The 24,490-nt window shown below is 67.3% G+C and carries 25 protein-coding genes; 15 read left to right on the top strand and 10 right to left on the bottom strand.

Annotation, left to right across the window (positions count from 1 at the left end):
- Positions 1-34: 34 nt before the first annotated feature.
- The 9 genes from recF to ACORQU_RS07630 all read left to right on the top strand — a co-directional run bounded on the left by recF (position 35) and on the right by ACORQU_RS07630 (position 9,304).
- Positions 35-1,117 (top strand): DNA replication/repair protein RecF, encoded by a 1,083-nt coding sequence (recF, locus tag ACORQU_RS07670; RefSeq protein WP_491644336.1) that lies wholly within the window; start codon positions 35-37, stop codon positions 1,115-1,117.
- Between the two features lie 125 nt (positions 1,118-1,242).
- Entirely contained in the window at positions 1,243-3,711 is a 2,469-nt protein-coding gene (gene gyrB, locus ACORQU_RS07665; protein ID WP_491644334.1) for a DNA topoisomerase (ATP-hydrolyzing) subunit B, read from the top strand.
- Positions 3,712-3,743: 32 nt separating this feature from the next.
- On the top strand, positions 3,744-4,556 hold the full coding sequence (locus tag ACORQU_RS07660) for a CPBP family intramembrane glutamic endopeptidase (protein ID WP_491644333.1): 813 nt from the start codon (positions 3,744-3,746) through the stop codon (positions 4,554-4,556).
- A 50-nt stretch (positions 4,557-4,606) separates the two neighbouring features.
- Positions 4,607-5,419 (top strand): M48 family metallopeptidase, encoded by an 813-nt coding sequence (locus tag ACORQU_RS07655; protein ID WP_491644331.1) that lies wholly within the window; start codon positions 4,607-4,609, stop codon positions 5,417-5,419.
- Between the two features lie 150 nt (positions 5,420-5,569).
- Positions 5,570-6,757: a heme biosynthesis protein HemY gene (locus tag ACORQU_RS07650; RefSeq protein WP_271647929.1), complete on the top strand. Its 1,188-nt coding sequence runs from the start codon at positions 5,570-5,572 to the stop codon at positions 6,755-6,757.
- 161 nt (positions 6,758-6,918) lie between these two features.
- Positions 6,919-7,593 carry an energy transducer TonB gene (locus ACORQU_RS07645; RefSeq protein ID WP_491644329.1) on the top strand — a complete coding sequence of 225 codons (675 nt, stop codon included), beginning with the start codon at positions 6,919-6,921 and terminating at the stop codon, positions 7,591-7,593.
- Between the two features lie 66 nt (positions 7,594-7,659).
- Complete coding sequence (gene exbB, locus ACORQU_RS07640) at positions 7,660-8,415, top strand: TonB-system energizer ExbB (protein WP_271647931.1); 756 nt, start codon at positions 7,660-7,662, stop codon at positions 8,413-8,415.
- A gap of 43 nt (positions 8,416-8,458) precedes the next feature.
- Positions 8,459-8,890 (top strand): ExbD/TolR family protein, encoded by a 432-nt coding sequence (locus tag ACORQU_RS07635; protein ID WP_491644327.1) that lies wholly within the window; start codon positions 8,459-8,461, stop codon positions 8,888-8,890.
- 3 nt (positions 8,891-8,893) lie between these two features.
- Positions 8,894-9,304: an ExbD/TolR family protein gene (locus tag ACORQU_RS07630; protein WP_491644325.1), complete on the top strand. Its 411-nt coding sequence runs from the start codon at positions 8,894-8,896 to the stop codon at positions 9,302-9,304.
- A gap of 269 nt (positions 9,305-9,573) precedes the next feature.
- Here ACORQU_RS07630 and ACORQU_RS07625 read toward each other — a convergent pair whose 3' ends face one another.
- From ACORQU_RS07625 to cls, 3 genes are read right to left on the bottom strand one after another with little or no spacing between them, the layout of a single operon-like run.
- Complete coding sequence (locus tag ACORQU_RS07625; RefSeq protein WP_491644323.1) at positions 9,574-10,356, bottom strand: pyridoxine 5'-phosphate synthase; 783 nt, start codon at positions 10,354-10,356, stop codon at positions 9,574-9,576.
- Complete coding sequence (locus tag ACORQU_RS07620) at positions 10,346-10,630, bottom strand: hypothetical protein (RefSeq protein ID WP_491644321.1); 285 nt, start codon at positions 10,628-10,630, stop codon at positions 10,346-10,348. Before ACORQU_RS07620 ends, ACORQU_RS07625 begins: the two co-directional genes overlap by 11 nt.
- 60 nt (positions 10,631-10,690) lie before the next feature.
- Entirely contained in the window at positions 10,691-12,145 is a 1,455-nt protein-coding gene (gene cls / locus ACORQU_RS07615) for a cardiolipin synthase (protein ID WP_491644319.1), read from the bottom strand.
- Positions 12,146-12,212: 67 nt separating this feature from the next.
- Here cls and ACORQU_RS07610 point away from each other — a divergent pair, with 67 nt between their 5' ends.
- Positions 12,213-13,289: a PA0069 family radical SAM protein gene (locus tag ACORQU_RS07610; protein ID WP_271647937.1), complete on the top strand. Its 1,077-nt coding sequence runs from the start codon at positions 12,213-12,215 to the stop codon at positions 13,287-13,289.
- A 124-nt stretch (positions 13,290-13,413) separates the two neighbouring features.
- Here ACORQU_RS07610 and ACORQU_RS07605 read toward each other — a convergent pair whose 3' ends face one another.
- Both ACORQU_RS07605 and ACORQU_RS07600 read right to left on the bottom strand, forming a co-directional pair.
- Positions 13,414-13,776 (bottom strand): BON domain-containing protein, encoded by a 363-nt coding sequence (locus tag ACORQU_RS07605; RefSeq protein WP_333909508.1) that lies wholly within the window; start codon positions 13,774-13,776, stop codon positions 13,414-13,416.
- Between the two features lie 113 nt (positions 13,777-13,889).
- On the bottom strand, positions 13,890-14,720 hold the full coding sequence (locus ACORQU_RS07600) for a dimethylarginine dimethylaminohydrolase family protein (RefSeq protein ID WP_491644317.1): 831 nt from the start codon (positions 14,718-14,720) through the stop codon (positions 13,890-13,892).
- Between the two features lie 154 nt (positions 14,721-14,874).
- Here ACORQU_RS07600 and ACORQU_RS07595 point away from each other — a divergent pair, with 154 nt between their 5' ends.
- Positions 14,875-15,303 (top strand): Lrp/AsnC family transcriptional regulator, encoded by a 429-nt coding sequence (locus tag ACORQU_RS07595; RefSeq protein ID WP_271647939.1) that lies wholly within the window; start codon positions 14,875-14,877, stop codon positions 15,301-15,303.
- Positions 15,304-15,537: 234 nt separating this feature from the next.
- Here ACORQU_RS07595 and ACORQU_RS07590 read toward each other — a convergent pair whose 3' ends face one another.
- The 5 genes from ACORQU_RS07590 to ACORQU_RS07570 all read right to left on the bottom strand — a co-directional run bounded on the left by ACORQU_RS07590 (position 15,538) and on the right by ACORQU_RS07570 (position 19,964).
- The gene (locus tag ACORQU_RS07590) at positions 15,538-15,816 is read right to left on the bottom strand and encodes a hypothetical protein (RefSeq protein ID WP_491644315.1); all 279 of its coding nucleotides are present in this window, start codon (positions 15,814-15,816) and stop codon (positions 15,538-15,540) included.
- Positions 15,817-15,832: 16 nt separating this feature from the next.
- Positions 15,833-16,534 (bottom strand): 2OG-Fe(II) oxygenase, encoded by a 702-nt coding sequence (locus tag ACORQU_RS07585; protein ID WP_491644313.1) that lies wholly within the window; start codon positions 16,532-16,534, stop codon positions 15,833-15,835.
- A gap of 588 nt (positions 16,535-17,122) precedes the next feature.
- Positions 17,123-18,124 carry a class 1 fructose-bisphosphatase gene (locus ACORQU_RS07580; RefSeq protein WP_491644311.1) on the bottom strand — a complete coding sequence of 334 codons (1,002 nt, stop codon included), beginning with the start codon at positions 18,122-18,124 and terminating at the stop codon, positions 17,123-17,125.
- An 86-nt stretch (positions 18,125-18,210) separates the two neighbouring features.
- Entirely contained in the window at positions 18,211-18,852 is a 642-nt protein-coding gene (locus ACORQU_RS07575; protein WP_491644309.1) for a response regulator, read from the bottom strand.
- Positions 18,849-19,964 (bottom strand): sensor histidine kinase, encoded by a 1,116-nt coding sequence (locus ACORQU_RS07570; RefSeq protein WP_491644308.1) that lies wholly within the window; start codon positions 19,962-19,964, stop codon positions 18,849-18,851. The genes ACORQU_RS07575 and ACORQU_RS07570 overlap by 4 nt, the downstream gene beginning before the upstream one ends.
- A 161-nt stretch (positions 19,965-20,125) precedes the next feature.
- Here ACORQU_RS07570 and ACORQU_RS07565 point away from each other — a divergent pair, with 161 nt between their 5' ends.
- From ACORQU_RS07565 to dld, 4 genes are all read left to right on the top strand, one after another.
- The gene (locus ACORQU_RS07565) at positions 20,126-20,701 is read left to right on the top strand and encodes a methyltransferase family protein (RefSeq protein WP_491644306.1); all 576 of its coding nucleotides are present in this window, start codon (positions 20,126-20,128) and stop codon (positions 20,699-20,701) included.
- Between the two features lie 84 nt (positions 20,702-20,785).
- Positions 20,786-21,580: a transcriptional regulator LldR gene (gene lldR / locus ACORQU_RS07560; RefSeq protein WP_491644305.1), complete on the top strand. Its 795-nt coding sequence runs from the start codon at positions 20,786-20,788 to the stop codon at positions 21,578-21,580.
- The gene (gene lldD, locus ACORQU_RS07555; protein ID WP_491644303.1) at positions 21,577-22,719 is read left to right on the top strand and encodes an FMN-dependent L-lactate dehydrogenase LldD; all 1,143 of its coding nucleotides are present in this window, start codon (positions 21,577-21,579) and stop codon (positions 22,717-22,719) included. Before lldR ends, lldD begins: the two co-directional genes overlap by 4 nt.
- Positions 22,716-24,434 (top strand): D-lactate dehydrogenase, encoded by a 1,719-nt coding sequence (gene dld / locus ACORQU_RS07550; RefSeq protein WP_491644301.1) that lies wholly within the window; start codon positions 22,716-22,718, stop codon positions 24,432-24,434. The genes lldD and dld overlap by 4 nt, the downstream gene beginning before the upstream one ends.
- Positions 24,435-24,490 lie beyond the last annotated feature (56 nt).

Genomic DNA, 24,490 nt, shown 5'->3' with positions numbered 1-24,490 from the left:
CGTTGCGCTTTCCATCACAGGTAGACGGTCCGATATGCAGGTCAGGCGACTCACAGTGGCAGGTCTTCGGCGGTTCGAGCACGTCGAGCTGGCTCCTGCGCCGGGGTTGAACCTCATCACAGGCGATAACGGGGCCGGTAAGACCAGCCTGCTGGAAGCGCTGCACCTGATGGCCTGGGGGCGGAGCTTCCGCGGACGTGTACGCGACGGGTTGATCAGGACCGGGGCGACTGCCGTTGAAGTCTTTGTTGAGTGGGACGAAGGTCCTGAGGCTCGGGTGCGCCGTGCAGGACTGCGTCATTCCGGGCAGGAGTGGGCCGGCCGCCTGGACGGGGAGAAGGTTCATCAGCTGGGCGATTTGTGCGCGGCGCTCGCGGTGGTGAGTTTTGAGCCAGGCAGCCACGCGTTGGTCACCGGGGGCGGCGAACCGCGTCGTCGCTTCCTGGATTGGGGCCTGTTCCACGTGGAACCTGACTTCCTGCCGGTCTGGCGGCGTTACAACCGTGCCTTGAAACAGCGCAACGCGCTCCTAAAAGCCGGTGGATCCACGCATCAGCTCGACGCTTGGGACGCGGAGCTTGCCGATAGTGGCGAAAGCCTCACCCTGCACCGTCTGGCTTACCTGGATCGGCTGTCCTCGGTCCTCCAGCAGGTGGCTGGCGACTTGGTCGGCATGCTGGGCGAGGCCGCACTGCAGTTCTCACCTGGCTGGAAACGACAGGAACTTGGGCTGGCAGACGCGCTGCTGGTGAACCGTGAGCGGGATCGTCAGTTTGGGCACACCGGTGTGGGCCCGCATCGCGCGGACTGGCATGTCGGCTACGCGACCCTGCCCCAGCGCGAACCGTTGTCCCGGGGGCAGGCCAAGCTCACGGCCCTGTCCTGCCTGCTCGCACAGGCAGAGGACTATGCCTCGGTCCGCGGTCAATGGCCCATCGTCGCCCTGGACGACCTGGCCTCGGAACTGGATCGCCGCCACCAGGCGTGCGTGCTGGCGCGGTTGCAGGCCACCGGCGCCCAGATCTTCCTTACTGGGACCGAGGCGCCCCCTGCCCTGGATCCGACGACCGTCCAGGCGCGGTTCCACGTGGAACACGGACAGGTCACTCCCACGTAACCTGCTATCCGGCGTTCTGAGGGGGACCGAGGGCGCAGTGGTACAATTCACGTTCCCTTTCAAAGCCCTGGACCTGCCCGCACGCCTTGCGGTGCCGGGACGCGGCGCAGGCGATCGATACGCGAATGACCGAAGAGACCACCCCCGCCGTCCCCGGCCCGAACGGCAATTACGACGCCAACAGCATTACGGCCCTGGAAGGCCTGGAGGCGGTCCGCAAGCGTCCTGGCATGTACATCGGCGATGTCCATGATGGCACCGGCCTGCATCACATGGTCTTCGAGGTCGTGGACAACTCGGTCGACGAGGCGCTTGCCGGCCACGCCGACAGCGTCGAAGTCGTCATCCACGTGGATGGTTCGGTCTCGGTCTCGGACAACGGTCGCGGTATTCCGGTCGGCAAACACGCCCAGATGAGCGCCAAGCTCGGGCGCGAGGTCTCCGCGGCCGAAGTCGTGATGACCGTGCTCCATGCCGGCGGCAAGTTCGACGACAACAGCTACAAGGTGTCCGGCGGCCTGCACGGCGTGGGCGTCAGCGTGGTCAACGCACTTTCGGAAAAGCTGTTGCTGGACGTGTTCCAGGGCGGTGCGCACTACCAGCAGGAATTCAGCAACGGTGCGGCCGTCGCCCCGCTCAAGCAGATCGGCGAAACCACCAAGCGCGGCACCACGGTGCGCTTCTGGCCCTCGACCGTCGCATTCCACGACAACGTCGAATTCCATACCGACATCCTCGCCCGGCGCCTGCGCGAACTGTCCTTCCTGAACTCCGGCGTCAAGATCGTCCTGATCGACGAGCGTGGCGAAGGCCGCCGCGACGATTTCCACTACGAAGGCGGCATCGCCAGCTTCGTCGAGCACCTGGCCAAGTCCAAGAACCCGCTGCACCCGCACGTCATTTCCACCACCGGTGAGCACAACAATATCACCGTGGAAGTGGCCCTGCAGTGGACCGACTCCTACCAGGAAACGATGTACTGCTTCACCAACAACATCCCGCAGAAGGATGGCGGCACCCACCTGGCCGGCTTCCGCGCCGCCCTGACCCGTGTGCTGAGCAATTACATCGAGCAGAACGGTATCGCCAAGCAGGCCAAGATCAGCCTCACCGGCGATGACATGCGCGAAGGCATGATCGCGGTGCTGTCGGTCAAGGTGCCCGACCCGAGCTTCTCCTCGCAGACCAAGGAGAAGCTGGTCAGCTCCGACGTGCGCCCGGCGGTCGAAAACGCCTTCGGGGCCCGCATGGAAGAATTCCTGCAGGAAAACCCGAACGAAGCCAAGGCCATTGCCGGCAAGATCGTCGACGCCGCCCGCGCCCGCGAAGCCGCGCGCAAGGCGCGTGACCTCACCCGCCGCAAGGGCGCGCTGGATATCGCCGGCCTGCCGGGCAAGCTGGCCGACTGCCAGGAGAAGGATCCGGCGCTGTCGGAGCTGTTCATCGTCGAGGGCGACTCGGCTGGTGGTTCGGCCAAGCAGGGCCGCAACCGCAAGAACCAGGCTGTGCTGCCGCTGCGCGGCAAGATCCTCAACGTCGAGCGCGCGCGTTTTGACCGCATGCTGGCCAGCGCCGAGGTCGGCACGCTGATCACTGCGCTGGGCACCGGCATCGGCAAGGACGAGTACAACCCGGACAAGCTGCGCTACCACCGCATCATCATCATGACCGACGCGGACGTGGACGGCTCGCACATCCGCACCCTGCTGCTGACCTTCTTCTACCGGCAGATGCCCGAGCTGATCGAACGCGGCCATGTGTATATCGGCCTGCCGCCGCTGTACAAGCTCAAGCAGGGCAAGAGCGAGCTGTACCTCAAGGATGACGCGGCGCTCAACGCCTACCTGGCCAACAGCGCGGTCGAAGGCGCAGCCCTGGTCCCGGCTACGGACGAGCCGCCGATCTCCGGGGAAGCCCTGGAAAAGCTCCTGATCCTGTTCGCCAATGCGCGTGACACCATTGCGCGCAATGGGCATCGCTATGATCCGGCGCTGCTGGAGGCGCTGATCGACGCCGCGCCCCTGGACGCCCTTCAGCGCGCTTCCGATGACGACCAGCGCGTCCAGCTCACCAGCCTGGAGCGGGCGCTCAACAGCGCCAGCATCGGTAGTCCTCGTTACACTCTTGAGCTGCAGCAGGCCAATGACCAGCGCCCGGCGGCCCTGCTCGCGACCCGCCGGCACATGGGCGAGGAGTTGACCCAGGTTCTGCCTCTGTCGGCATTCGAGTCGGGCGAGCTGCGCTCGGTGCGCGACGTTGCCGCGCAACTCCATGGCCTGGTCCGTGAGGGCGCGCAGATCCAGCGTGGCAATCGCAGTCAGGAGGTCACCACCTTCGCCCAGGCGCAAGCCTGGCTCCTGGATGAGGCCAAGAAGGGGCGGCAGATTCAGCGATTCAAGGGTCTGGGCGAAATGAATCCGGAGCAGCTGTGGGACACCACGGTCAATCCCGATTCCCGACGCCTGCTTCAGGTCCGGATCGAGGACGCGGTGGCGGCCGACCAGATCTTCAGCACGCTGATGGGCGATGTGGTCGAACCGCGCCGCGAGTTCATTGATGCCAATGCGCTGAAGGTGTCCAACCTCGACGTCTGACGCCGCGCTCGCGCACGCAAGCCTGCGTCGTCATGGTCCCCACGCCATTAGACCCGCCCCCGCTGCCACTGGGCCGTGCCCTGCGGCGCTTTGCACTGGACGTGCTGATCGTGGCGGTGTTGTTCGCCCTGCTCTCGCTGCTGGGTGGGGTGGGCTGGGGCGTGTGGCGCGGCGTGATGATCGCGCTGCACGGCGAAGCGAACGGCCAGGACGCGCATGCCATCATGGCAGCGGTCGGCCAGCCTGGGCCACTGGCCACGATGCTCCTGAGCATCGTCGGGGTGGGCGGGACGGCCTTGATTGCCCTGCTGTGGCGCGCCCCGCCCCGTGCGTCCGAGCGCCAGGTCGCGCGCCAGGCCATGCGTCTGCCCGCCACGTGGTTGTTGGCGCTGATGGCCGGCAGCGTGGCGATCCTGTGCAGCATCGTCGTCAGCCAGATCGCGGCCTCGATGCAGGAACAGCTGGATCCGTCGAACATGAGCCTGGTGCGCGGCACGCTGGGGCGCTACCCCGCGCTGCTGGTGCTGTTCGCGGTGATCCTGGCGCCGATCTACGAGGAGGTCCTGTTCCGCCGCGTGCTGTTCCGTCGGCTGTGGCAGGACGGCTGGCCGATCCTGGGCATGGCGGCCAGCGGGCTGCTGTTTGCCTTCATGCACGAGCCTCCGCTGCTGGGCGGCAAGTCCCTCGCCGCCGCGCTTCCGCTGTGGGCGGTCTATACGGCGATGGGCATCGTCTTCGCCTGGGTCTATCGTCGCACCGGGTCCCTGGCCGCCTCGATCCTGGCCCACGGACTCAACAACGCGTTCGCGATCGGGATGATGCTGGCATTCGGCATCTCCACCTGATCAATGGCGTTGACACCGATTTCAGCACGGCATGGCAAGACTGACACGCTATGACAAACCCAAAAACTCGCCTTCGCTCAGCCCTGACCGGCCTTTCACTCGCCCTGCTGGTGACGGCGTGCGCGACCACCACCTCTTCGACCGGCCGCCGCCAGCATGTGGGCGGGGTATCCGAGCAACAGCTCGAACAGCTCGGCGCACAGGCCTTCGCCGACGCCAAGCAGAAGCAGGCCCTCAGCCGTGATCCGAAACAGAACGCCTATGTGCGCTGCGTCGTCGATACCCTCGTCGCCCAGCTTCCCGCCCAGCAGCGCGGGATCGGCTGGGAGGTGGCGGTGTTTGCCGACCCGGAAGCCAATGCCTTTGCCCTGCCCGGGGGCAAGGTCGGCGTGAACACGGGTATTTTTCCGGTGGCCAAGACGCAGGATCAGCTCGCCGCCGTTGTCGCCCACGAAATCGGGCATGTGGTCGAACATCATTTCGACGAGCGTCTGACCAACCAAGTTGGCGCCTCCACGGCACTGCAGGTTCTCGGGGCACTGGCTGGCGACTACGGCAGCCTGGTGACACAGGGCGGCGGCATCGCCGCCAATACCTTGTTCCTGCTCCCCAATTCCCGAGCGCAGGAAAGCGAGGCGGACATCGTGGGCCAGCGTCTGATGGCGCAGGCCGGATTCGATCCACGCCAAGCGGTGACCCTGTGGCAGAACATGCTGGCCGCTGGCGGCAACCGTCCGCCCGCGTGGCTGTCCACGCATCCCGATCCCCAGGCGCGGATCCGTGAACTGGGTAGCCGCGCGGCCAGCCTGACCCCGGTCTGGGAGCAGGCCCGCGCCGCTGGTCGGCGCCCCACCTGCGGCTGAAAACCGCATGCGGTCCTACGCATCGGGTTAACAACGAAATCCGTACACATTGTTAAGACGATTCTGCTAGTTTCGCCGGCCCGGTCGATTCCCGGCCCGTCATCCAGCCCCCCGCATCCACGCTGCACCGATCCATGTAAGAGGTGATTCATGTCCTTGCGCACTCCGAAACACGCCCTGCTCTCCCTGGCCGTCATTGGCCTGCTCGCCGGTACCGTCGCGGTCGACGCTTCGGCGCAGACGCGTGAGCGCGCAGAACGCAGCAAGAAGGGGGGCGACTCCAAACAGGAGGAGATGTACCCCAACGCCACGCGCAAGGCGCCGGAAGCCAAGAACTCGCGCAAGATGGCGTCCAAGGCCAGCAAGATGATCGACGCCTACAACGACCAGGACTGGGCCAAGGCCCGAACCGACGCCGACGAGATCATCGCCAACAGCGACTCGAACGATTACGACAAGGCGCTGGCCGCGCAGATCGCCTCGCAGGCCGCGTACAACACCGACGACGAGGCCGCGACCAAGGCCTATCTCAAGCAGGCCATCGACCTCAACGCCCTGGACAACAACGGCCACTACCAGGCTATGTACATGCTCGCCCAGCTGCAGCTGCAGGACGAGCAGTACCAGGAAGGCCTGGCCACGCTCGACAAGTACATGACCGAGACCCAGTCCACCAAGCCGGAGGATCTGGCGCTCAAGGGGCAGGCGCTCTATCAGGCCGAGCGCTACGCCGAAGCGATCCCGCCCATGAAGCAGGCCATCGAATCCTCGCCCGAGCCCAAGGCGCAGTGGGTGCAGGTGCTGATGGCCAGCTACGACGCCAACAACCAGAGCGGCGAGGCGCTGAAGCTGGCCGAGCAACTGGCGGCCAAGTCACCGGACGACAAGAACGCGCAGATGAACCTGGCGGTGATGTACTCCCAGAACGACCAGCCCGACAAGGCGGCCGCGATCCTGGACAAGCTGCGCACCTCGGGCAAGCTGACCGATCCCAAGGAGTATCGCCAGCTGTACGCCACCTACAGCAACATGGACGGCCACGAGAAGGACACCATCGCGGTGATCAACGATGGCCTGTCCAAAGGCGTGCTGCAGCCGAACCTGGAGGTCTATCAGATTCTGGCGCAGTCGTACTACTATTCGGATCAGCCTGCACAGGCCATCGATGCCTGGCAGAAGGCGGCTCCTTTGGACAGCACGGGCGAGACGTACCTCAATCTCGCACGCGTGCTGATGCAGGAGAATCGTCCCGCAGAGGCCAAGAAGGCCGCCCAATCTGCGCTGGACAAGGGGGTCAAGAAGCCGCAGGACGCGAAAGCGATCATTTCCGCGAAATGATCGTTTGAAACCGCTTTCATGACAGCGAATAACTGTTGTCAAAGCGGCGAGAAATTGGGTTAAGCTGGGGATTCCCCTGCACTTCTGCAGTGGAATCCAACCGAACCGACACCGGTGTGTGTACTCCACGCACACCCCGTTTCCATTGAGTCCACTGGCGCATGGCTGAACAATTTGTCATTAATCGCTACAGAGAGCAGGAGGCCCCGTCCGGGCTGAACTGGTCCCGCATCATCGGCATGGCCTTCGTCATCGCCCTGCACGTTGCGGTGTTCCTGCTGCTGTTGATCCCCGCCGTCGCGCCGCCGGCGCAGCAGGAGGAGGAGCAGAAGATGCTGGTACAGATCGTCGATCCGCCGCCGCCTCCCCCGCCGCCGCCGCCGCCGCCGCCGAAGCAGGAAACCCCGCCGCCGCCGGTCAAGGAACTGTCGCCGCCGAAGCCGACTCCGGTCCCGCCGCCGCCGGAAGCACCCCCGGTGGAAGTGCCCGATCCGCGTCCGGTCGATACCTACACCCCCCCGGCCCCGCCCGCCCCGCCTGCTCCGTCCCCGGACATCGGCGCCAGCGTGGACATCTCCTCGAAGAACATGAATCCGCCGCGTTATCCGCCGTCGGCTGCGCGTTCGGGCATCGAGGGGACGGTGATCCTGATCATCGACGTGGATGCCAATGGCAACGTCACCAACGTCTCGGTCGAGAAGTCCAGCCGCAACCGCGATCTCGACCGCGCCGCGATGGAAGCAGCACGCAAGTGGCGCTTCAACCCCGGGACTTCAGGCGGCAACAAGGTCGCAGGACGCGTTCGCGTGCCGGTCGACTTCAGCATGGGCCGCTGATCCCACTGTTTTACCAATAAGCGTCACCTAACCTAATCCACCAAATTTCCAACAAAGGTAAGCGTCATGCTGCAGGAAACTCTGATCGTTGCCGCCGCGGGGGGTAACAACGCCGCCGCAGCCCTGAACCAGATGGGCTTCTCCCACCTCATCGGTGAGATGACTTCCAACCCTGGCGCCTTCGTGGTGTCGTGGGTCGTGCTGCTGGCCCTGATCTTCATGTCGGCCGGCTCCTGGTACTGGACCATCGTGAACATCATCAAGGCCGTGCGTCTGCGTTCGCAGGCCGATCGCGTGACCACCGCGTTCTGGGAAACCAGCAACGCCCAGGACGCCATCCGCATCATGGAAGAGCAGCCGCGCAACGAGCCGTTCTCCAAGATCGCGCTGGACGCCGCCCAGGCCGCTGCCCACCACCAACGTGCCGAAGGCACCGGCACCGGCGAAGCCCTGAGCCGTTCCGAGTTCGTCGACCGCGCCCTGCGTCAGGCCGTGACCCGTGAGAGCACCAAGATCCAGAGCGGCATGATCTGGCTGGCCACCGTGGGTGCGACCGCACCGTTCGTGGGTCTGCTGGGTACCGTGTGGGGCATCTACGGCGCGCTGATCCGCATCGGTGCCACCGGCAACGCCGGCATCGACGCGGTGGCCGGCCCGGTGGGTGAGGCGCTGATCATGACCGCCATCGGTCTGTTCGTCGCGATCCCGGCCGTGTTCGCCTACAACTTCTTCAGCAAGATCAACGCCAGCACCATCGCCAAGTTCGATACGTTCGCGCATGACCTGCACGACTTCTTCGCCACCGGCGCCCGCGTGCGCTGATCCGGCGTAGAACCGAACTTTACGATACGCATCCGGAGGCCATATGGCATTCAGTAGCGGGGGCGGCAGTGGCGGCCCCATGGTAGACATCAACGTGACGCCCCTCGTGGACGTGATGCTGGTGCTGCTGATCATCTTCATCATCACCACGCCGCTGATGCAGCAGAAGGTCAAGGTCCAGTTGCCCGAAACGACCTATCTGCCGGACCAGGACGAACTGTCCAAGCGCTCACCGCCGGTCAACATCGCGGTGCTCGAGGACGGCTCGATCTACTGGAACGACGAGCCGGTGACCAAGGATGTGCTCGAGTCGCGCTTCTCCTCGGCGGCCCAGCAGACGCCGCAGCCGTCGATCAACCTGCGTGGCGACAAGACCACCAAGATGTCCACGATCAACGAGATCACCCGCATCGCCCAGAGCCAGGGCATGCTGGACGTCGGGTTCGTGTCCACGAAGCCGAAGAAGGGGGGCTGAGCCATGGCCTTCAGTAGTGGAAGTGGCAAGGGTGCCATGGCCGAGATCAACGTCACCCCGTTGATCGACGTCATGCTGGTGCTCTTGATCATCTTCATCGTGACCGCGCCGATCATGACCTACCCGATCGACGTGGCCCTGCCCCAGCGGTCGCAAACGCCACCGCCGACGACAGAGCCGCCGCCGCCGATCGACCTGCGGATCGATGCGTCCAACACGGTGTACTGGAACAACAGCCCGGTCGCGATCAGTGCGTTGCAGAGCATGATGGAGAACGAGGTCCAGAAGGACCCGACCAATCAGCCGCAGCTGCGCATCGACGCCAACCCGGACTCGCAGTACCAGACCATGGCCCAGGTGCTCGCCGCGGCCAAGAACGCGAACATGCTCAAGATCGGTTTCATGCAGCAGTAACCGTTCGGCGCATTGTGTTCACGAAAACGCCACCCTCGCGGGTGGCGTTTTTGTTGATGCGCGACGGACGGCAAGCGCCACGTGGAACGTGAGCGTTACGCCGGCGCCGGACGACCAGGACCGGGCGATACGCGGAGAACACTCCGGTCCTCACCGACCAGTCGGCCCTTGATGGATATTGGGTCGCGCGGCCCAGGCTTGAGGTACACACGCGCGGCGAGTGCGACGCGAAGGGCTGCAGCCACCGCCCGACGATGCCTTAATGAGCCTCAGGCAGCGGCGCGGACCGACTGGGCGATGATGGCCAGGTAGCGCTGGATCGTGGTCTCCAGGCCCTCATAGAGCGCTTCGCCGATCAGCGCATGCCCAATCGACACCTCCCTGACGGCCGGCAGGGCGCTCAGGAAAGGCCCCAGGTTGTCCTGGCTGAGGTCGTGGCCGGCATTGACCGCCAGCCCGAGCGCGCCTGCCTCCGTGATCGTGGCCTGGCAGGCCGCCAAGGCTTGCTCGGGCGCGCCGGCAGCCCATTGCGCGGCGTAGGGTCCGGTGTAGAGCTCGATGCGGTCCGCGCCCATCTGCGCCGCGCGTGCGAGTCCGACACACCCGGCATCGACAAACAGGCTGACGCGGCAGCCGAGCGCCTTGAAGCCTGCGATCAGCTCGGCCAGCGCCCCGGTGTCGGCGGTGAAATCGAAACCGTGGTCGGAGGTCAGCTGTCCATCCGCATCGGGCACCAGCGTGACCTGAGCCGGCCTGACCTGCTCGCACAGGGGGAGCAACCCGGGATATCCGGCCCGTGGTGGCGCGAACGGGTTGCCTTCGACATTGAACTCGACCTGGAACTGGTTGGTCAGCGCCGACAACGCCACCACGTCCTCGGCGGTGATGTGCCGGCGATCGGGACGCGGATGCACGGTGATTCCCTGCGCGCCCGCGGACAGGCAGGTGCGCGCGGCGCGCAGCACGTCCGGTTCGCCCTCTCCGCGCGAATTGCGCAGGACCGCGATCTTGTTGACGTTGACGCTCAGGGCCGCGCCGGGCTCAGACACCATCACGCGACTCCCCGCTCAGCGGGTCAGTGCCGTCGGCCTGCTGCGCGGCGCGGCGTGCCTCGGCCTGTTGGCGCAGCCGGTGGAGTTCCACCGGGTCGACCATGCGCCGGCCGCTATCGCCCTGGTTGCCCACCCGGGCCGAATACCACCCCATCGCCCAGGCCAGCAACAGGCCCAGCGCCGCCAGCAACGCCACCACCATCAGGGCCATCGAGGTCGTGCGCAGGGCCACGGCCATGGCCCCGAACGAAAGCAGAAGGAAGAGCCAGTACATGGAGCCGGTCCGCATGGGAGACGCCGCCGATTCTACCCATCCCGGCACGCCGCGCGAGGCTTAGAGGAAGGGCGAACCCAGCCGGGCGAGCGCCTCGGGCAGGCGGTTGCGCCACAGCGAGCGGTTGCGCTCGTTGTGGACCTTGGATGCGCGCTCGAACTCGCCTTCCAGCAGCTCCGACAGCCGTGCATTGAACGCCGGCTCGCGGAACAGCAGGGCGACTTCGAAGTTCAGCCGGAAGCTGCGGTGGTCGAAGTTGGCGCTGCCAAGGATGGCCAGGTTGTCGTCGCAGATCAGCGCTTTGGTGTGCAGCATGCGCGGGCCGTACTCGTAGACCTTGACCTTGGCAGCGAGCAACTCGTCGAAGTAGGAGCGCGCGGCGAAGGTGACCAGCCTGGAGTCGCTCTGCTTGGGGACGAGCAGGCGCACGTCCAGCCCGGCCAGCGCCGCGGAGGTGAGCGCCATCGTGGCGGCCTCGCCGGGGACGAAATACGGCGTGACCAGCCAGACCCGCTCCTTGGCCTCGTGGATCGCCGAGACCTGCACCCGGTGGATGGCTTCCCAGTCCGAGTCGGGACCTGAGACGAGCACCTGGATGGCAATATCGCCCACCGGTGCGTCGGCGGCCGGCGCCCACAGCACCGTGCCCCTGAAGTGTTCCCGCCCGTGCCCGGTGGCGTAGATCCAGTCTTCCACGAACACCTGCTGCAGGCCGCGCACGATCTCGCCTTCCAGCCGCAGATGCAGGTCACGGTAGGCGTTGGGATTGAGCCGCTCGTTCTCTTCGTCGGTGATGTTGATGCCACCGGCGAAGGCGACGGTGCCATCGATGACCGCGATCTTGCGGTGGGTGCGCAGGTTTACCCACGGTCGGGTGAAGGGGCGGAACTGGGTGGGATGGAACCAGGAGTGCTCGGCGCCGGCGTCCAGCAGCGGTGCGAGGAAGCGCTTGTTGACCTTGCTGGCGCCGACGGCATCCAGCAGCAGGCGCACGTGCACGCCCGCCCTGGCGCGCTCGATCAGTGCGTCGCGGATGCGCGTGCCGGTGCGGTCGCGCTCGAAGATGTAGTACTCCAGGTGGATATGGTTGCGCGCCTGGCCAATCGCCTCGACCAGCGCGTCGTAGGTCGCAGCACCATCGATCAGCAGATCCGCGCGCGTGGCCGAGGAAGGCGGCAAGCCGGTCACGGCCTGGCCCAGCAGGGACAGCTCGGTGCAGACCTCGTTGGGCGGGCAGATCGCCTCGTGTGCATCCATGCCATCGCGAGAGCGGTTGCGGCGCAGGCGTTGGCGCTTGATCTTCTGCGGGCCCAGCAGGAAGTAGATCAGAAAGCCCAGATAGGGCAGCGCGGCCAGCGACAGGACCCAGCTCAGGGTGGCGACCGGTTCGCGCTTTTGCAGAATGATCCAGCCGCCCAGCACCAACAGATAGGCCAGCCAGGCCGTGGTGAGGTAGGTCTTGAGGTGCGGGATATCCGCGATGTCGTGCCACAGGGTGGCGAGCAGGGCGAGCATGTCCGGATTCTAGGGGGAGCCGGGTGACATCGCATGGCGTGAGACCACCGCCGCTTACCCTGGCGCGATGGGCGAGGCGATCAAAGGGCGCGGTTCGACCGGCTGGCTGCCGGGACGATTCGCCGTGACCACCAACGAGGCCAGCGACGATGGCTGGCACGACCGCGACCAGGAGGGCGAGCCCGACCTGCTGCCACGCACCCGGGTCACCGAGGAACGGGCGCGCAGCATCATCAGCCGCAATCGCTCGCCGGACATTCCCTTCTCCCAGTCGGTCAATCCGTATCGCGGGTGCGAGCATGGCTGCAGCTACTGCTTCGCGCGCCCCACGCACAGCTATCTGGACCTGTCGCCGGGGCTGGACTTCGAGACCCGGCTGTTCGCCAAGACCAACGGCCCCGAACTGCTGCGGGCCGAACTGGCCCACCCGCGCTACCAGGTCAGCCCGATCTCGCTGGGCATCAATACCGATGCCTATCAGCCGCTGGAGCGGCGCCTGCAGCTCACGCGCCGCCTGATCGAAGTCTTCGCCGAAACCCGGCACCCGTTCACCGTAATCACCAAGAACGCGCTGGTCACCCGTGACCTGGATCTGCTGGCACCGCTGGCGGCAGACAACCTGGTGCACGTGGCGTTCTCGATCACCTCGCTGGACAACCAGCTCTCGTCCAGGCTCGAACCACGCGCCTCGGCACCGCATGCGCGGCTGAAGGCCATGCAGGCCCTGAGCGAGGCGGGCGTACCGGTGGGCGTGATGTTCGCTCCGGCCATCCCCTGGGTGAACGATGCGCACCTGGAAGCGGTGCTGGAAGCCGCGTCCCAGGCAGGTGCGCGTTCGGCCGGTTACGTGCTGCTGCGCCTGCCGCACGAGGTCTCGCCGCTGTTCCGGGACTGGCTGGAGACCCACCTCCCGGATCGCGCCGCGCACGTGATGAGCACGGTGCGGCAGCTGCGCGGAGGCAAGGACTACGACAGCGCTTTCGGTAGCCGCATGCGCGGGCAGGGCGTCTATGCGGACTTGCTGGAACGCCGCTTCGCCCTGGCCCACAAGCGCTTTGGCTATGACCGCGCGCGCTGGCCGGCGCTGGATTGCAGCAAGTTTCTTGCGCCGAAGACGCCTTCCCCGCAGGGGGATTTGTTCTAGTCCGAGCGGGAGCTACCACCACAACAGCGATGAGACGTGCAGTAGGCCGGTTGCCGCCACGTCGGTTTCCATAACGAAAACGGCGCCACCAGGGCGCCGTTCCGCATGCAACACCAAGAAGGTGTTACATGTCCTTCTTGCCGACCATCAGCTTGCCGGCCTCGACCTTCTTGACGCCCTCGATGCCCTTGGCCTCGGTAATCGCGCGGTCCTTCTGGTCCTTGGTGGCCACGTGACCGCTCAGCCAGACCACGCCGTTCTTGGTCTCCACCGAAATGTCGGTGCCCGGGGTCTTGCCGCTGGCGAGCAGATCGGCCTTGACCTTGGTGGTGATCCAGGTGTCGGTGCCTGGTTGGCTGGAGTCGGCCGCGTGCTCATGGCTCATCTTGTCGTGGTCCATGTTGCCGTGCTCCTGCGCCAGCAACGGCGCGGACAAGCCCAGGGTCAACAGGGCGGACAGGACGAGCGGAGTGTGGTTCCTTTTCATGATGCGCTCCTTGGGATGCGCGATTGGGTGAGGCCATCCTGCCGGTCGGGCGGTTCACCAGCTGTGTCCGGAAACGGTTGCGGTTCGTCGCACCGTTTGAACACGCCCTGCACTCAGTTCAGTCCGGGCTCGTCCAGGCGCAGGGTCAGGCACTTGGCCGAGCCGCCCGCCTTGAGGAACTCGTCCAACGGCGTCTCGCGCACGCGATACCCATGCGCGGCCAACGCCTCGCGCAGGGCGGGCGTGGCGCGATTGAGGATCACCACGTTGTCCAGGTTGACCGCATTGCAGGCGAAGGCCAGCGCGTCTTCCTCGGACACGGCGATGCGCTGGTCCTCGGGCACGCGCGCGGCGATGGCCGCCTGCGCGGCTTCGTCGAACGCCGCCGGGAAGTACAGCAGCTGACCGCCGGCGAGCGGGCACAGGCAGGTGTCCAGGTGATAGAAGCGCGGGTCGACCAGGCGCAGCGGCACCACTTCGATGCCCAGGCGCGCCTGCAGTGCGATGGCCGCGCGCGCATCACTGCGATGGCCGTATCCGAACCACAGCCGTGGCGCGGCGCGGTCCAGCAACGCGTCCCCCGCACCCTCGAACTCGATCCCGTCCAGCAGATCCACCGCGAAGCGCTGCTCGGAGAACCACTGGGTGAAGTGGGATTCCTCGCCGGCGCGCTCGGCGTGGCGGAATCGGCTGGGCACGGCCAGGTCGCGATAGACCAGCCCCGCGTTGGCGGTGAACACCATGTCCGGCAGGCCGGCCACGTGCGGGATCAGTTCCACCTCGGCCGCGTCGGCCACCAGCGCATGCAGGTCGTCCCACTGGCGCTGGGCGCGGGCCCGATCGGCCTGGTCGCGTTGGCCGGTCATCCAGGGGTTGATGTCGTAGTCCACCGAAAAGTGGGTGGGCGGGCACATCAGCACGCGGGGGCGGGGCGAAGTCGACATGGTCAGGACGTCTCGTGTTTGGCGTTATGCCATCCTAGGCCGCGCGGAAATCAGTCTGAACCACGCAGATCGCCAGTTTTTCGCGAGATTCTGTCAATCTGGTGACAGGCAACTCCCGGATCGAAAGAACCACCGCCATTGGCAGGACATTCGCATGACCGACGCCCTCGACACCCTGGACCAGGATCTCATCGCCTTGTTACGCGCCGACAGCCGCACCCCGGCGGCGCTGCTGGCCAAGCAGCTCAAGGTCTCGCGCGGCACCGTGCAGAACCGCATCACCCGCCTGCAGCGCAGCGGTGTGCTGCTGGGCTTTACCGTCAAATTGGCCAGCGAAGGGTTGCGCGGCGTGCGCGCCATCACCCAGATCGAGGTGCGCGGCGGCGCGACCGACAAAGTGGTGGCCGCGCTGCGGCGCCTGCCGGAGGTGGTCAGTGTCTACTCCACCAACGGCCGCTGGGACCTGGTGGTGGAAGTGCGCACCGAGGACCTGCTCGGCTTCGACCAGGCCCTGCGCCGGTTGCGCGACATCGAAGGCATCGCCGCCTCGGAAACCAGCCTGCTGCTGGCCGAACAGCGCTGAGGCTCAGCGGCGCTTGGCGTCCAGGCGGGCGAGGCCACGCACCCGTGCCCGATCCACACCGGTTGGCGGCGGCCAGCGAACCAGCCGGACGCCGATCGAGCTTCCCGGCACCCTCAGCACCGCATGGTGCATTGCGCGTCCATCCATGCACGATCGCACCGGCAACGCGGCGACCGCCATCGGGTCTGCGGTCAACGCGCAACCTGCACTTTCAAGCGGGATGTGTGCATCGCATCAGTTGAAGGTGGGGACCTGGGACAGCCACGCGGTGGCGAAGGCCAACAGCACGTGCAGCGCGAACAGCCCGTAGGCGATACCCCGGCGCGTCCAGCCACCGCGGTGCCAGGCGATGGCCAGGCCGCTGGCGAGCAGGCCGATGCCCAGCGCCGGCACCAGCAGCCAAGGGTCGAACCAGGGCGGCTGCTGGCGAGGGGTGAACGGAATCACGAACAGCGCCAGGGCGGCCAGCCAGAGCGCCTGGGTGCTTGCGGAACGTTTGCCGGCTTCGTCCATGAAGCGCTCCGGAAGGTCAGCTGGCGCCGTAAAGCTTTTCAGCGGGCTGGAAAAGCGCCCAGCTGGTGGCGATGTACTTGTCGCCCCCCTGCGGCCGGTTGCCGCGATGGGTATGGGTGAAGGCGGCCGGGGCGATCAGCAGGCTGCCGGTGCGCGGGACGACCTTGCGCTGCTGGTGGAAGAACTCGGTCTCCCCGGCCTCGAAGCCGTCGTTGAGATACACCGTCCACAGCAGGTGGCGATGCAGGGTCTCGGCGTGGCGGTCCTTGGGATACAGCTCGCAATGCCAGTACGGATAACCGCCTTCGCCCGCGCGATAGCGCTGCAGGTTGATCCGGCCCGGACGCAGCACGGCCATGAGCAGTTCGGACAGGGTGGCATCGTCCAGGTCCAGCACGTCCTCGTATTCGATGCGCCGCGGTGTCCCGCCCGGCGGGGTGTGCTGCAGCATCACCGGTGCGATCAGGCTGAAGGGATAGCGCCGCAGGTAGTCCAGCAGGCCGCGGAACACCGCTTGGTTGAGCGCCTGTTCGACATCGCCCCAGCCGTGCTGGCCGCTGATGCTGATATCGCTGCTGCGCTTGAGATCGGGATGGTGGCCCCCGCCCACCAGGCCGGGATGCTCCTGGCCGCTGGCCTCGAAGCGCTCGACGATCGCCCGGCAAACCTCGGCTGGCACCGCCTGGTGATAGACCTCGATGAAATCGGACTGCGTCATCACCTCTACGATAGCAGCGTGCCGGCGCCGCGCTGATCGCTTGTGCCGATGCCCTCCATTGAGGCCGTGCATGGTGCGCTGCAACTGCCCGCGCGCGATTGACTCGGTCCGGAGATCGTTCGCCCGCAGGCAGACGCGCGACGTGGTGCACGCAGGGCGCCGCGTGCCTGCCATGGAATCGAGGGCCTGATATCGCCGAACCAACAGACCTCCTTCGACAGTGCCGCCCCGGCCTGACGGGCACGCAGGATCGAGTCGGCGAAACCTTCCCTGATCCATCAGGCCGACGCGGGATTGGCCCGCCGGACGTCTTTCAAGGCGTCGGAACTTGGCAGCAGCCTTGAGCCGGCTGATGCGGCGGCCCTACGCACGCCACGGTCTGCCCGCATGCCGGACAACCGCGTGGAGCGTCATTGGCAACCGGCTGCGCGCAGCTGGGGGAGGTAACGCCGGTCCAGCGGCTTGGGCACTGGTCGCGTTCGGAATGCCGCTCGACCTGACCATGCCCGTACCGCCGGTCGTGGGTCACACGGTGGCTACGTTGCGGCGCCTGGGCCGGGCAGTGCCCGACCCAGACCGCACAGGTCTTCAGCCCTGCGCGTGGTAGCGCTCGGCGGCCTCGACTTCCTCGCGCGAGCCGATGAACACTGGCACGCGCTGGTGCAGCTGGTCAGGCTGGATGTCCAGGATGCGTTCGCGGCCGGTGCTGGCCAGGCCGCCGGCCTGTTCGATCAGCATGCCCATCGGGTTGGCCTCGTACATCAGGCGCAGCTTGCCCGCCTTGGACGCGTCCTTGGCATCCCACGGATAGATGAAGATGCCGCCGCGGGTCAGGATGCGGTGCACGTCGGCCACCATCGAGGCGATCCAGCGCATGTTGAAGTCCTTGCCGCGCGGGCCGTCCGTGCCGGCCAGCAGGTCGCCCACGTAAGCCTGCATCTGCGGCTCCCAGTGGCGCTGGTTGGACATATTGAGGGCGAATTCCTTGGTCGCCGGCGGCACCTGCATGTCGCGCTGGGTCAGCACGAAAAGACCCTGCTCGCGGTCCAGGGTGAAGGCATGGGTGCCATGACCGGTGGTCAGCACCAGCATGGTCTGTGGCCCGTAGATGCAGTAGCCGGCAGCGACCTGCTCACGGCCGGGCTGCAGGAAGTCCTCGTCCTTGGGCTCGGTGCAATCGTCCGGGCAGCGCAGGACCGAGAAGATCGTGCCGACCGAGACGTTGACGTCGATGTTGGAGCTGCCGTCCAGGGGATCGAACAGCAGCAGGAAGTGGCCCTTGGGGAATTCGTCCGGCACCGGCTGGCAGTGGTCCATCTCCTCCGAGGCGCAGGCGGCCAGATGGCCGCCCCAGGCATTGGCTTCCAGCAGGATCTCGTTGCTGATCACGTCCAGCTTCTTCTGCGCCTCGCCCTGCACGTTGCCGGTGCCGGCTTCGCCCAGCACGCCACCCAGCGCCCCCTTGCCCACCGCGATGGAGATGGTGGTGCAGGCGCGCACGACCACCGAAATGAGCTGGCGCAGCTCGGCGCTGATGCGCCCGGCGCGTTGTTCTTCGACCAGGTAGCGGGTGAGGGTGACTGGCTGCATCGTGGACGGGGCCTCTGACGACGTGGGGGGGCCCGCATTGTCGCCGCATTCGTGTGACCGTGGCGGTGTGTCCCGTGCCGACCCGGTCAGATCACCCGCAGGGTGATCGCCTTGAGCACGGCGCGGGTGCGGTCGCGGGTGCCGAGCTTGTCCAGGATGTTGGAGACGTAGTTCTTCACCGTGCCCTCGGCCAGGAACAGCGTGCGCGCGATCTCCTTGTTGGAATAACCACCAGCCAGCAGGCGCAGGATGGCGACCTCGCGCGGGTTGAAGGCGTCGGCCGGGGCGTGTTGCTCGTGGTACTGGTAGCGCGCGCGCACCGGGTCGGTGCTGACCGGCTGCAGCAGGGTCTGGCCGCCGGCCACTTGGGCGATGGCTTCGCGCAGGTCTTCGGGCGCGGCATCCTTGAGCAGGAAACCCTGCGCCCCGGCCTGGGTGGCGCGCAGCAGCAGTTCGCTGTCGTCGAAGGTGGTCAGCAGCATGAGCGGCGTGGTGTTGCCGGCCGCGCGCAGCTGTACCAGGGCCTCGATGCCATCCACGCCGGGCATGCGGATGTCGCTGAGGATCACGTCCACCGGCGTGTCGGCCAGGCGCGCGATCAGGTCGGCGCCGGCGCTGGCCTCGAAGGCCACGACGATCCCCTGCTGTTCCAGCAAGGCACGCAGACCGGCGCGGACCAGCGCCTGGTCGTCGGCCAGGGCGACGGTGATGGCGGGGGTCTGGTTCATGCGGGCATCCTGGCGGTCAGGCGCAGCGCGCCGGTCGGGGTGTGGTCCAGCTCCAGGGTGCCGTGCGCGGCGGCGATGCGCTCGCGCATGCCCGCCAGGCCGTTGCCCTCGCGCAGGCGGATCGCGCGCTGGCCATTGTCCTCGATGCACAGGAGCAGGGCGTCGCCTTCGCGGCGCAGCTGCACGTGCAGGGTGTCGGCTTCGGTATGGCGCGCGGTGTTGGTCAGCGCTTCCTGCACCACCCGCAGCAGCGTCTCGGCCAGGGCTGGATCGGACACGGTGACCTCCGGGGCGATGTCCAGCGCCAGGGCCGGGCGCGGCAATGGCGCGGCCAGGGCACGTAGCGCCGTTTCCAGGTCCAGCCCGCGCGTATCGCGCAGCGCCTGGACCACGTTGCGGATGTCATTGAGCAGTTCGGCCGAGAGCTGCTGGGCAATGCGCACTTCGCTGCGCCCAGCCAGCACCGGGTCGCCGGCCAGTGCACGCAGGTTGAGCTTCATCGCGGTGAGCTTGTGCCCGGCCACGTCGTGCAGCTCGCGCGCCACGCGCAGCCGCTCGGCATCGCGCGCACTGTCGGCCAGCAGGGCGCGGGTGGCCAGCAGGTCGGCGTTGACCAGGGCCAGGGTGTCGCGGGCATGACTGGCGCTGATGGCGTAGTGAACGCACAGTGCGGCAAACACCTGGAAGCTGGCATTGATCAGCACTACGGTCAGCGGATTGCCAAAGCCCGCGTGGCGCAGGATCAGGTAAAAGCCGACGTTGGCCGCCACCGCGGCGGGCAGCAGGGCGCGCCGCGGCCAGCGCCCCATCGCCACGGCGATCCAGATCACCAGCAGGACCGGCGCCACGCCGGGCCGCGGGTCTACCGAAATCAACGCCAGGGCCAGGAGCGGCATGGGCACGCTGGCGGCCCACATCAGGCGGCCACGCGGGCAGCTCTGCGGTAGCGCGTTGACCAGCACGAACAGCGCGCCGAAGGCGGCGAGCAAGCCCCATCCCATCGCGCGTGACGCAGCGGTGTCCAGGTACCGGATCACCAGCGCCACCGCGCCCAGCGCGAAATAGCCGGCAAGCGACAGCGGTTCCAGCAAGCGGCGCACGACTTCGTTCATCCCCAAGATGCTGAGCCCGCCTGTCGTCCTTCTGCAATGGGCGCGCGGCAAGTGGTGACTTCTGGCAGGTGATGGCGATGACCGACAGCACCTGATCGCGGGCCGGGTGTCGCGCACACTGGCTGCATCGGGCATTGGCCCCTATGCAAGCACAGAGCCCCATGCGCATCGAACTCCCCCAACTGTGTTTCTGGATCGCCTGCGCCTCGTGGTGGGCGATGGAGATGCTCCTCAGCCATCGCCTGCGCAGCCAGGACGATCCGACCCGGGACGCCGGCACGCTGCGTCTGCTGTGGACGGTGCTGTATGCGGCCATCGCCGTGGCGGTTGTGCTGGCCATGCAGGGCATCGGCCGCTGGCCGCCCGGTGCGCGTGTGCCGCTGCTGTGGGCCGGCACGGCGCTGGTCGTGGTCGGCCTGGGCTTCCGCCTGTGGGCGATCCGGGTGCTGGGTCGTCAGTTCACCGTGGACGTGGGCATCCAGCCCGGCCATCAGCTGATCACCGCCGGGCCGTACCGCTGGCTGCGGCATCCGTCCTACACCGGCGCGCTGGCCTGCTTCTATGGGCTGGGCGTGGGGCTGGGCAGCTGGGCGTCGCTGGCGGTGATCGGGGTGGCCGTGACTGCGGCCTTCGCCCGGCGCATGCAGGTGGAGGAGGCGGTGCTGGCGTCGGCCTTCGGCACGGAGTGGCAGGCCCACGCGCGACGCACCTGGCGGGTCTTTCCCGGACTGTGGTGACGTGCAATCCAATTGGTCTTACCAATAAGTTCGAGATACGGTGATGGGTAGCGGAGAGGCCGCATCAAGCGCATTAATAGGCGCATGCACGCAAAAATTGGTCAGACCAAAATACAGGGCGCACGGGCGTCGGACCGCGCCGCCGCGCAGCTGCAGGCGCTGATCGCGCGGCGTGGCCTGCAACCGGGCGACCGCCTGCCGGCCGAGCGCGCGCTGGCCCTGGAGCTGTCGGTCTCGCGCCCAGCCCTGCGCGAAGGCATTGCGCGCCTGGCCAGCCAAGGCTTGTTGGTCAGCCGGGGCGGCGGCGGCACCTTCGTCCAGGCACCGGCGGCGGCGCAGCGGGGCATGAGCGCCGCGCTGGCGCCTTACCTGCCGCTGTTCCAGGACGATCCGGAATACCGCTTCGACGTGCTGGAAATCCGCCACGCGCTGGAAGGGGCAACCGCCTGGCATGCGGCCCAGCGCGCCACCGACGTCGACCGCGCGCGCATCGTCGCGGCCTTCGAGGCGATGCTGGCCGCGCACGGCAAGGACGATCCGGCCGGCGAGGCCCGCGCCGACGCCGCCTTCCACCTGTCCATCGCCGAGGCCTCGCACAACCTGGTCCTGCTGCAGGTCATGCGCGGGCTGTTCGAGCTGCTGCAGTCCAACATCTCGCAGAATCGCGAAAAGCTTTACACCTCGCCGCGCACCTTCGAACCGCTTTCGGTCCAGCACCGCGAAATGATGGACGCGGTGCTGGCCGGCGATCCCGAGCGTGCGCGCAACGCCGCGCAGGACCACGTGGAGTTCGTCCACGGCTCGCTCAAGTCGCTCGACGAGGACGAGGCGCGCCGCGCCCGGGCCTCGCGCCTCCCTCCGCATCCGGCCCGCCCATGATCATTTCCTCCTCCACCGACTACCGGGCGGCGGCGCAGCGCATCCTGCCGCCGTTCCTGTTCCACTACATCGACGGCGGCGCCTATGCCGAGCGCACGCTGCAACGCAACGTGGCCGACCTGGCCGACATCGCCCTGCGCCAGCGCGTGCTGCGCGACATGTCCCAGCTGGACCTGTCCACGCGGCTGTTCAACGAGACCCTCGCCCTGCCGGTGGCGTTGGCACCGGTCGGGCTGACGGGCATGTACGCGCGCCGCGGCGAAGTCCAGGCCGCGCAGGCGGCCGCGCGCAGGGGCGTGCCGTTCACCCTGTCCACCGTGTCGGTGTGCCCGATCGAGGAAGTCGCGCCGACGCTGGACCGGCCGATGTGGTTCCAGCTCTACGTGCTGCGCGATCGCGGCTTCATGAAGCATGCGTTGGAGCGCGCCCAGGCCGCCGGCGTGGAGACGCTGGTGTTCACCGTGGACATGCCGGTGCCCGGCGCGCGCTACCGCGACATGCACTCGGGCATGAGTGGGCCGAACGCGGCGATGCGCCGCTACTGGCAGTCGCTCACCCATCCGCGCTGGGCCTGGGACGTGGGCCTGCGCGGGCGTCCGCACGACCTGGGCAATGTCTCGCGCTACTTGGGCAAGCCGACCGGGCTGGAGGACTACATCGGCTGGCTGGGCAACAACTTCGATCCGTCGATCTCGTGGAAGGACCTGGAGTGGATCCGGGCGTTCTGGAAGGGTCCGATGCTCATCAAGGGCATTCTGGATGCGGACGATGCACGCGATGCGGTGCGCTTCGGCGCCGACGGCATCGTGGTCTCCAACCACGGCGGGCGCCAGCTCGACGGCGTGCTCTCCAGCGCCCGCGCGCTGCCGGCGATCGCCGATGCGGTCAAGGGTGAGATCACCCTGCTGGCCGATTCGGGCATCCGCAACGGTCTGGACGTGGTGCGCATGATTGCCCTGGGCGCCGACGCGGTGCTGCTGGGGCGCGCCTGGGTCTACGCGCTGGCTGCAGCGGGCGGGGCCGGTGTGGAACATCTGCTGGGCCTGATCGAGAAGGAGATGCGGGTGGCCATGACCCTGACCGGCGCCCGCACCATCGCCGAGATCAGCGCCGATTCGCTGGTGCGGGAAGGCCTGTGAGCGCGGCCGTGTCCCCGGCGGGCGACGCACTGCTGCGGACCCTGCGCGGCATCGTCGGCGCCGCGCACGTGCTGACCGACGACAAGCGCACCCGGCGCTTCCGCAAGGGACAGCGCTTCGGTGAAGGGCCGGTGCTGGCGGTGGTCCAGCCCGGCTCGCTGCTGGAGCAGTGGCGCGTGCTGGAGGCGGCGGTGGCCGCCGATGTCATCGTCATCATGCAGGCGGCCAACACCGGCCTGACCGGGGGCTCCACGCCCGACGGCGACGACTACGACCGCCAGGTGCTGCTGATCAGCACCCTGCGCCTGACCGGCGTGCAGGTGATCAACGACGGTGCCCAGGTGGTGTGCCTGCCCGGCGCCACGCTGGACCGGCTGGAGCAGGCCCTGGCGCCGCTGGGGCGCGAGCCGCACTCGGTGATCGGCTCCTCCTGTATCGGCGCCTCGGTCCTGGGCGGGGTGTGCAACAACTCCGGCGGTGCGCTGGTGCGTCGCGGCCCGGCCTACACCGAGCTGGCCCTGTACGCGCAGGTCGGCGCCGATGGCGTGCTGCGCCTGGTCAACCACCTGGGCATCGCCCTGGGGCAGAGCCCCGAGGAGATCCTGCCGCGCCTGCAGGCCGGGCAATACACGCCGGAGGACATCGTCAACGACCCGGCCAGGGCGGCCTCGGATCACACCTACGCCGCGCACGTGCGCGATGTGGATGCCGCCACGCCGGCGCGCTTCAATGCCGATCCGGCGCGCCTGCACGAGGCGTCCGGCTCGGCCGGCAAGCTGGCCGTGTTCGCCGTGCGCCTGGATACGTTCCCCAAGGAACGGACCGAGGTGTTCTACATCGGCAGCAACGACCCGGACGACCTCACCGCCGTGCGTCGCCACCTGCTCACCGCGCTGCCCTCGCTGCCGGTGGCCGGCGAATACATCCACAAGGACGCCTACGACATCGGCGAGCAGTACGGCAAGGACACCTTCCTGTTGATCGACCGTTTCGGCACCGCGCGCGTGCCCAGGGCCTTTGCCCTGAAGAGCCGCGTGGATGCCTTCTTCGAGGGCCTGGGCCTGCGCGGGGTCACCGACCATGTGCTGCAGGCGCTGACCCGGCTGCTGCCGAGCCATCTGCCCAGGCGCATGACCGCGTTTCGCGCGCGTTTCGAGCATCACCTGCTGCTGCGCGTGGCGGAGGACAGCGCGCAGGCCACGCGCGACTTCCTGCAGCGGCACTTCGCCGCGCGCGAGGGCGACTGGTTCCACTGCGATGCCGAGGAGGGTCGCAAGGCGTTCCTGCACCGCTTCGCCATCGCCGGGGCCGCGATCCGCTACCGCGATGTGCATCGATCAACGGTGGAGGACATCGTGGCCCTGGACATCGCCCTGCGCCGCGACGAGCGCCAGTGGCAGGAGCACCTGCCCGAGGCGCTGGAATCACAGATCATCGCCAAGCTCTACTACGGGCACTTCTTCTGCCACGTGTTCCACCAGGACTACATCGTGCGCAAGGGCGCCGACCCGCTGACCATCGAGCACGCCATGTGGACGCTGCTGGACGCGCGTGGCGCCGAATACCCGGCCGAGCACAACGTCGGCCACCTCTACCGCGCCAAGCCAGCGCTGTCCGGCTTCTACCGGCAGTTGGATCCGACCAACCAGTTCAATCCCGGCATCGGGCAGACGCCCAAGGCCAAGCACTGGGGGCGGTGCGCACACGATCCCTGAGCGTGCGCGCTGGCCAGGCGCCAAACAAAAAGCCCCGCCGTTGCCGGCGGGGCTTC

The organism is Pseudoxanthomonas sp. JC1303, from assembly GCF_058448525.1.
The sequence above is the reverse complement of the archived record's forward strand: the minus strand, read 5'-3'. Positions and strand labels throughout refer to the sequence as shown.

Coding starts and splice junctions, on each gene's coding strand:
- lldD (WP_491644303.1), top strand. CDS start 21,577: ATGATCATTTCCTCCTCCACCGACTACCGGGCGGCGGCGCAGCGCATC.
- cls (WP_491644319.1), bottom strand. CDS start 12,145: ATGCTCGCCCTGCTCGCCACCCTGTGGCACGACATCGCGGATATCCCG.
- ACORQU_RS07645 (WP_491644329.1), top strand. CDS start 6,919: ATGGCTGAACAATTTGTCATTAATCGCTACAGAGAGCAGGAGGCCCCG.
- ACORQU_RS07625 (WP_491644323.1), bottom strand. CDS start 10,356: ATGGTGTCTGAGCCCGGCGCGGCCCTGAGCGTCAACGTCAACAAGATC.
- ACORQU_RS07650 (WP_271647929.1), top strand. CDS start 5,570: ATGTCCTTGCGCACTCCGAAACACGCCCTGCTCTCCCTGGCCGTCATT.
- ACORQU_RS07660 (WP_491644333.1), top strand. CDS start 3,744: ATGGTCCCCACGCCATTAGACCCGCCCCCGCTGCCACTGGGCCGTGCC.
- recF (WP_491644336.1), top strand. CDS start 35: ATGCAGGTCAGGCGACTCACAGTGGCAGGTCTTCGGCGGTTCGAGCAC.
- ACORQU_RS07565 (WP_491644306.1), top strand. CDS start 20,126: ATGCGCATCGAACTCCCCCAACTGTGTTTCTGGATCGCCTGCGCCTCG.
- lldR (WP_491644305.1), top strand. CDS start 20,786: ATGCACGCAAAAATTGGTCAGACCAAAATACAGGGCGCACGGGCGTCG.
- ACORQU_RS07620 (WP_491644321.1), bottom strand. CDS start 10,630: ATGTACTGGCTCTTCCTTCTGCTTTCGTTCGGGGCCATGGCCGTGGCC.
- ACORQU_RS07605 (WP_333909508.1), bottom strand. CDS start 13,776: ATGAAAAGGAACCACACTCCGCTCGTCCTGTCCGCCCTGTTGACCCTG.
- ACORQU_RS07630 (WP_491644325.1), top strand. CDS start 8,894: ATGGCCTTCAGTAGTGGAAGTGGCAAGGGTGCCATGGCCGAGATCAAC.
- ACORQU_RS07635 (WP_491644327.1), top strand. CDS start 8,459: ATGGCATTCAGTAGCGGGGGCGGCAGTGGCGGCCCCATGGTAGACATC.
- ACORQU_RS07655 (WP_491644331.1), top strand. CDS start 4,607: ATGACAAACCCAAAAACTCGCCTTCGCTCAGCCCTGACCGGCCTTTCA.
- ACORQU_RS07570 (WP_491644308.1), bottom strand. CDS start 19,964: ATGAACGAAGTCGTGCGCCGCTTGCTGGAACCGCTGTCGCTTGCCGGC.
- exbB (WP_271647931.1), top strand. CDS start 7,660: ATGCTGCAGGAAACTCTGATCGTTGCCGCCGCGGGGGGTAACAACGCC.
- ACORQU_RS07575 (WP_491644309.1), bottom strand. CDS start 18,852: ATGAACCAGACCCCCGCCATCACCGTCGCCCTGGCCGACGACCAGGCG.
- ACORQU_RS07610 (WP_271647937.1), top strand. CDS start 12,213: ATGGGCGAGGCGATCAAAGGGCGCGGTTCGACCGGCTGGCTGCCGGGA.
- ACORQU_RS07590 (WP_491644315.1), bottom strand. CDS start 15,816: ATGGACGAAGCCGGCAAACGTTCCGCAAGCACCCAGGCGCTCTGGCTG.
- ACORQU_RS07600 (WP_491644317.1), bottom strand. CDS start 14,720: ATGTCGACTTCGCCCCGCCCCCGCGTGCTGATGTGCCCGCCCACCCAC.
- gyrB (WP_491644334.1), top strand. CDS start 1,243: ATGACCGAAGAGACCACCCCCGCCGTCCCCGGCCCGAACGGCAATTAC.
- ACORQU_RS07580 (WP_491644311.1), bottom strand. CDS start 18,124: ATGCAGCCAGTCACCCTCACCCGCTACCTGGTCGAAGAACAACGCGCC.
- ACORQU_RS07595 (WP_271647939.1), top strand. CDS start 14,875: ATGACCGACGCCCTCGACACCCTGGACCAGGATCTCATCGCCTTGTTA.
- ACORQU_RS07585 (WP_491644313.1), bottom strand. CDS start 16,534: ATGACGCAGTCCGATTTCATCGAGGTCTATCACCAGGCGGTGCCAGCC.